Source organism: Bartonella sp. AA2SXKL, from assembly GCF_042197205.1.
Lineage (GTDB): Bacteria > Pseudomonadota > Alphaproteobacteria > Rhizobiales > Rhizobiaceae > Bartonella.
The window spans coordinates 336-580 of the sequence record NZ_JBHIRN010000259.1 but is presented as its reverse complement, the minus strand read 5'-3'; the positions used below and the strand labels follow the sequence as shown (position 1 = coordinate 580).

General features: G+C 44.5%; 1 pseudogene. It reads left to right on the top strand.

What is annotated here, in order from left to right:
- Positions 1 to 245, top strand: a pseudogene (locus ACFINS_RS11100) (late control protein); the annotation flags it as partial.

Genomic DNA, 245 nt, shown 5'->3' with positions numbered 1-245 from the left:
ACCTTGCCTTATGTGGTACGTACAGATCAATCGGCGATTGATTTTTTAACCCGGCTTGCTGATCGGATGCAGGCGCGTTTTTTGATCAAAGACAATAAGTTTTTATTTTTAAGTGGGGACAATCTTCCCCTCCAGACCATTCATCAACAGGAATGTTCCCATTGGGAATTTAGTCTCGAGCCGCGTACCCAATACGGCATGATAGAAGCACGGTATTTTGATCGCACAAAAGGGCAACAACACGT